At 41.8% G+C, this 6,839-nt stretch carries 6 protein-coding genes; all 6 read right to left on the reverse strand.

All coding sequences use genetic code 11. The features are described from left to right. Positions 1-215: 215 nt before the first annotated feature. Complete coding sequence (locus ACEO2X_RS12900) at positions 216-989, reverse strand: ThiF family adenylyltransferase (RefSeq protein WP_096901398.1); 774 nt, start codon at positions 987-989, stop codon at positions 216-218. Between the two features lie 68 nt (positions 990-1,057). Next, positions 1,058-1,882, reverse strand: a complete 825-nt coding sequence (locus ACEO2X_RS12905; RefSeq protein WP_096901397.1) for a TatD family hydrolase — start codon at positions 1,880-1,882, stop codon at positions 1,058-1,060. 1 nt (position 1,883) lies between these two features. Beyond that, complete coding sequence (locus tag ACEO2X_RS12910) at positions 1,884-2,900, reverse strand: RsiV family protein (RefSeq protein ID WP_096901396.1); 1,017 nt, start codon at positions 2,898-2,900, stop codon at positions 1,884-1,886. Positions 2,901-2,949: 49 nt separating this feature from the next. Next, the gene (locus ACEO2X_RS12915; RefSeq protein WP_004974888.1) at positions 2,950-3,765 is read right to left on the reverse strand and encodes a hypothetical protein; all 816 of its coding nucleotides are present in this window, start codon (positions 3,763-3,765) and stop codon (positions 2,950-2,952) included. A 167-nt stretch (positions 3,766-3,932) separates the two neighbouring features. Beyond that, a complete protein-coding gene (locus ACEO2X_RS12920; RefSeq protein ID WP_004974887.1) occupies positions 3,933-5,525 on the reverse strand; it encodes a peptide chain release factor 3 in 1,593 nt (530 codons plus the stop codon). A 136-nt stretch (positions 5,526-5,661) separates the two neighbouring features. Next, positions 5,662-6,666, reverse strand: coding sequence for a Fic family protein (locus ACEO2X_RS12925; protein WP_180168477.1), 1,005 nt, complete (start codon positions 6,664-6,666; stop codon positions 5,662-5,664). Positions 6,667-6,839 lie beyond the last annotated feature (173 nt).

Below are 6,839 nucleotides of genomic sequence, written 5' to 3' on the forward strand. Positions count from 1 at the left end.
AAGAACGGACTGACCGCTACAAGTCGGAACTGACCGACTCAGGCTCTAGTTACACGCTTGGCAACAAGACATTAACAGAGTGCGAATTAGTCCTTGACTATGTTTGACTACATTTTAAGGAACAGCAGCAGCTACAACGACCTACTGAATAAAGTCATTGGCGATGTGCAAAATCAAAGAACTTTTTTATAAGCCATGCCTCGCATGGCTTTGATTTATGTATTTTTAGCCTGTAAGGCATCTAACTTTTTCAACACTTCTGCCACAGCTACCATCGCAAAACTGGACGTGACCACCACCGCCGAACCATAGCCGCCACAGCGCAAGCCTGCGCTTGGGCATACATCGGCACTAGAAAATGGATTGTCGATGGAATACACACAGGTAATCCCAAACTTTTCTTTTGGCTTTTTACAAATACCTTTGCTGCGTAATTGGGCGCGCAATTTGGCCAACATTGGGTCTTGTTCGGTTTTAGATAAATCTGCCACTCGAATTTTCAACGGATCAAGTTTGCCACCAGCACCACCCGAAACAATCAGTGGAATCTTGTTAAAACGACAATGCAGCATCAACGCTAGTTTAGCTTTTACGTCATCAATGCAATCTAAAATCAAATCAGGTGCAGTCGCCAATAACGCTTTGACGTTATCTGGACTGAGGTAATCATCGACCAAATTAATTTTGATACGTGGATTAATAGAACGGCAACGCTCTGCCATGACATTAATTTTTTCATGCCCCAAGGTTGAGCTCATGGCAGGCAATTGACGGTTAATGTTAGATGCTGCGACCACATCCATATCCACCAATGTCAGCTCGCCGATACCCGTACGTGCCAACGCCTCAACCGCCCAAGAGCCGACACCGCCAATTCCTATCACCATGACATGACTTTGGGCATAATGCTGAAAAGCACTGTCGCCATAAATTTTGGCCACACCTGCAAAACGGCGTTCATATTCATCATCTTGAAGAAGATCTGTCATGCTGCAATCAAATTTAATTTCAAAGTGTGGGCATTTTACTGCGTTTCGCAGACTTCGTGTTGTTTCATCTAAAGTTTAGGCAGGTCTAATACTTGAACACTATTCTGCCAAAGCTGTGCGGCTAAAGTTTGCGGTGCAATATCTAAACAATCCGCTAAACCTTCAAGCACATAAATCAGGTTCGCAGGGGTATTTCGGGTTCGTGATTGAGTATCTGTCTGACAACATAAAGGCGTCATATCGGGGCAGTCGGTTTCCAAAACCAAATGTTCAGCACCAATTTCCTGCACAACACGGCGCAGTTTTTTTGCATTGGGATTGGTAATCTGCCCTGTCACACCAATTTTAAAGCCCAATTTGATCAGTGCTTTGGCTTCTTCTACCCCACCGCTAAAAGCATGTGCAATGCCACCAAACTGAAATTGTTGCTGTTTGAGTATTTTTAAGGTTTCGGCATGAGCCTTACGAATATGTAGCAGTACAGGTTTTTGTCGATGGCGTGCGATTTCCAATTGCGCGGCAAAAAAATCTTGCTGCTTTTGAAACGCTTCAGGCTGTTTATGTTCAACCAAAAAAGTGTCTAAGCCAATTTCACCCACCGCGACACAATGCTGTTGTTGCAAAAACTGTTCTAAATCTTGTAAATGTTGGTCTTGATGTTGTTCGATATAAAAAGGATGCAAGCCTGGTGCAAGATGACTTTGTGGCACATGCTCAAGTTGGTTTAAAAACTGTTGTGTAGAGATTAAATCTTGAAAACGTGATTGTACAAAGCCAATCAGTACCAAATGTTCTACGCCTGCTGCCTTGGCCGCATACGCCAATTGCTCCCGATCTGAGTCAAAATCAGGTACATCAAAATGGGTATGCGTATCAAACAGCGCAATGCTCATATTAAGATTTCGCTTTGGTTGTGTTTACTGCACTGGCTTCGGCAGATTTTGCGGTTGCTTCAGAGGCTGCTTCTGTTACAGGCAAATACGCAGCTTTTAAAATCCCCTGCAGTTCTGCATACGGAATGGTTAAACGCGGTAAACCAACGACATAAGGGCCTATTTCATATTCTGCGTATTGCAGAATTAAACCCTGTTGACCTAAATAGTAATTTTCCGACAGCTTAAATTTCCACGCTTGTTCATATTCTTGCACATTGGTGGAAAGTTCAGATGCGATGACCCATTGTTTAAACGCTTCGTAGGCTTTGCGCTCCAATTGTGGACGCTGCTTCTCTAACAGAATGTCATTTAACAATACTAATTTTTTCTGTTCTAAATCAAAATTATAGTATTGCTGTGCCGATGCACCATGCGCTCCTCCCAAATAACTACTGCTATTCAGTACCACGGTTGCCAAAGGCTGATCTGCATTCAAAATTTTAGGCTTAATCATCAAACTGATTTTATGATTTGAGCTTAAAGCTTTCAGTTCCTGATCAAGTACCAAAAAGCTTTGCACATAAGGCACAGTTTGTTTTTCTAATTTTTGCGCCAAAGTTTCCACTTGTGCAATGGCTGCTGCAGTGGGGTTGCTGGCAGGTGCATCTGCAGCACTGGCTGCTGTATTTTCACTGGCTGCATTCTCAACTGCTATAGCCTCAGAAGCCGCCTGCTGTGGTGCAATTTCTAAAATTTGTGCCAATTCTTGAATAATTTTCTGATCAATAAAATGGTCGATAAAGGCCTGATTACTATTCAAACGCTCAATTGAAATTTCAGGGCAGTTATTCCCTTCACATTTAGGCAACGACAAATTCAGTTTTTCAGTATCCCCGACCAGTTTTAAGCTTTGTTGTTCCGCCTGCGTCTGCTCTGGCTCGACTGTTTCTGGTTCGGTTTTCTTTGGCTGACATGCAGTAATCCCTAGCGTTGTAATTAAAATACTGATCGCCAAAATACTTTTATTTTTCAACATGGATCCAACCTTGATTTCATCTATTTTTGCTTGTCACCGTACTCACCTACTAAAACATAGATGGATAGATGTCTGCTTTTAAAACTTGTTGTGTTTGTGCTTTGCTTAGGTAAATATCTAACTGCGTGCCATCTTTGACAATTTCATGAGTGCGATAATGCAATCCTAAGCCCTGATCATCAAAAAACCAATCTGCCTGCCCCCAGTATAATTTGGCAGGTGCTGCTTTTTGCACGTCACTGCTTTGTGTTTTGAGCCAATCCTGATAGGCCTGCTGTACAAAAGTATTCATACGGGTTTGTTGTTTGGCATCAATCACATCTAAAACAGACAAGGCTTTTTGCTGCTTCCGATCTGCCACAAAGAAATAATAGCGTTCCTTGACTTGCGTGCCTTCCTGTTTGCTATCTACCCCGACTTGCAACAAAACATATTGATTGCGTTGATATGCCATACGGGTGTACATCGCCAATTCATAAGCTTTATTTTGATCTAATTGTGCCTGCCAAGCATCGGATTTTTTCACATAGGCATCTACGGCTTGCTGCAAATTCATGTTTTGTTTTAAGCCAATTTGGTCTTGAATCACCATGGCCTGATTTTTTGCAATCCAACTGTTGAGCCATGTATCTTGGGTATTTAAAGTTTGTACTTCTAATTCAATGCAGTTTTTATTTTCACAAAATGGCAAGGCAATTTCTGCCGCCTGTTGCTTGATATTCAAATACGGTAAAACATCCGCTTGATCTTTCTGAAAAATAGACGTTTGCTCATCTGAGTTTTGATCTTGTTTAGATGAGTCACAGGCGCTAAGCAAAACCATCCCGCTCAAAATTGCACCCAGATAAACCGATTTTTGCTGCATGATTTCCCCAATTCATTTATCAAAAATAATCTTTAATCTTTTACCGCCCCCATAATAAAACAGCTTCCTAAAGAAGCTGTTTTAATTTTGAAACTTTTAGGCATGCCGAACATTCATCTGCGCTACGCTGATTGCATCTGCCAGATTAAGCATCATCAACCTGAGGCTTAGTGCTCGCGTGTATTTCTAAACTCAATGTCAGGGTAACGCTCTTGCATTAACTGTAAATTCACACGACTTGGCGCGAGATAAGTTAAGTGACCACCACCATCGACAGACAACTGATCGTGGGCTTTTTTCTTAAATTCGTTAAACTTTTTCTCATCGGCACAAGACACCCAGCGTACCGTGTTGATGCTGACAGGCTCGTAAATACAATCGACTTTGTATTCTTCTTTCAGGCGATAGGCGACGACTTCAAACTGTAGCACACCAACAGCACCTACGATTAAATCATTGCTGTTTTGTGGCATAAAGACTTGCGTTGCACCTTCTTCTGAAAGCTCTTTAAGGCCTTTTTGCAGCTGTTTGGACTTCAATGGGTCTTTCAAGCGTACACGACGGAACATTTCAGGTGCGAAGTGCGGAATCCCTGTAAATTGCAACTTTTCACCCGAAGTGAAGGTATCGCCAATTTGAATCGTCCCGTGGTTATGTAGACCAATAATGTCGCCCGGCCAAGCTTCTTCGAGGTGCTGACGGTCACCTGCCAAGAAGGTCAAGGCATCGCTGATACGTACATCTTTATCAATACGCACATGCTTCATTTTTAAGCCTTTTTCATACTTGCCTGAACAGATTCGCATGAAAGCAATACGGTCACGGTGCTTCGGATCCATATTGGCCTGAATTTTAAAAACAAAACCACTAAAGCCTTCTTCATTGGCTTCTACAATACGGTCTTGCGTTGGATGTGCTTTTGGCGGCGGCGCATATTCACTGAATGCATTCAATACATGATCTACACCGAAGTTACCCAAAGCCGTACCAAACAGCACTGGTGTTTGACGACCCGCTAAAAACTCTTCACGGTCTAAAGGCTCATTCGCCATTTGTACCAATTCAAGTGATTCTTCAAATGCCGCCCATGCCAATTCACCTACTTTTTCACGTAGGTCTGCATGGTTATAGCCATCACGTACTTCAATTTCAGGAATGGTTGAACCAAAACCTGATTTGTACACATAAAACTTTTCTTCGATGAGGTTAAACACCCCTGCGAAATCACGCCCTGTACCCATTGGCCAAGTGATTGGCACACACTTAATTTTGAGGACATTTTCAATTTCATCCAACAACTCTAATGGTTCACGAATTTCGCGGTCCATTTTGTTGACGAATGAAATGATGGGTGTGTCACGCATACGACACACATCCATTAATTTAATGGTACGGTCTTCGACACCTTTCGCACCATCAATCACCATCAGTGCAGAGTCCACCGCAGTTAGAGTGCGGTAAGTATCTTCAGAGAAATCTTCGTGCCCTGGGGTATCGAGCAGGTTAATCATTTTGTCTTTATACGGGAATTGCATCACCGAAGTTGTAATGGAAATACCACGTTCTTTTTCCATTTCCATCCAGTCAGATGTTGCGCCACGATCTGACTTACGGCTTTTTACCATCCCTGCAACTTGAATGGCTTGTCCCCATAACAGCAGTTTTTCTGTCATGGTGGTTTTACCAGCATCGGGGTGGGAAATAATCGCGAAAGTACGTCGCTGTGCGACCTGCGCCGCTAACTCATCTTTAAAACTCATGCAAGACACCTACTGCAGAACTGCAGTGTATAAGATCAAAATGATCAATATGAAAAATTGGCGTAATTGTAGCAGATTTGAATCAAATTTTATTGATTGTTGATATGTTCTAATTTATCCATAACTGAGAATATAGTTATTTTTTCAATCTATACTTTTGCTTTGGGCTTTTCGGTTTTTCTGGAATCGTACGCTCAATCAAACCTAATTCTATGGCAGTATTCAGATAATTCTTTTGGAATGTTGCTCTATGAGTTAAACCTAACAACTGCATTAACTCAGCCAAGCTATATTCACCTTGTTCCATCACTGAAATTAAACGTTGGACTTGGTCGTTCACTTGTACGCTAGCTTGAGCGGCAGCATGATCACCATTTTGAGCGGTTTCATTTGAACTCAACATTGCATCCAAAATCATTTGCAAAATAAATTCTATAAATACTGCTGAATCAGTCCGATCAGTGCTTGCTTGTAAAGCTTCGTAATAAGCTTTTTGATTTTGGTAGATCAGACTTTCCACAGGAATATTGGCAAAGATTGGATTCCACCTGCTCAAAATCAATGTCTGCCACAGCCTTCCCATCCGCCCATTACCATCTGCGAATGGATGAATAAACTCAAACTCATAATGGAATACTGAACTTTGAATGAGTGGATGCACATCACTATCATTCAACCAACCAAGTAGATCAGCCATAAGACGATTGATCTGATTCGCAGGTGGCGCCATATGCACCACACGATCACCTGACATTACACCGACACCACCATGACGATATTGACCGACTTCATCAATCAAGCCTGTCATCAAAACTTGATGTGCTTGTAATAGGTCTGCTTCTTGGCTCGGTTGCCACTGCTGAAATGCTTCATAGGCTTTGATAGCGTTACGCACTTCCTGTACTTCTTTTGGAGGTGCAATTACTGTTTTACCATTAAGGATTGCCGTGATTTGCTCAGTGCTAAGCGTGTTACCTTCAATCGCAAGTGAACCTTGAATGGTACGAATACGATTAGCTTTTCTAAGTTTTAAATTTTCTTGGATTTCTTCTAAAACAGTCAAACGCCCTATATTCTCACTGATCTGAGCAATCAAATGAATGATTTTTGAGGTGATAGTATAAGGCGGTTGGTATTTCATATTCCCTCAGTGCGCACCAGAATTATTCATCAAAACACTAATATTTACCCGAATTACGGATAAGAAAAGCCCTTGAAAAAAAGGTAGTTAGAGCCATTTAGAAAGTTACGACACAACCCAAAGGCTCTAACTACCATGTACGATTTTACAGAAATTTTTTGTATTGTTGATGA

The organism is Acinetobacter sp. AL9 (genome assembly GCF_041464035.1).
In the GTDB taxonomy this organism is placed as follows: Bacteria; Pseudomonadota; Gammaproteobacteria; order Pseudomonadales; family Moraxellaceae; genus Acinetobacter; species Acinetobacter towneri.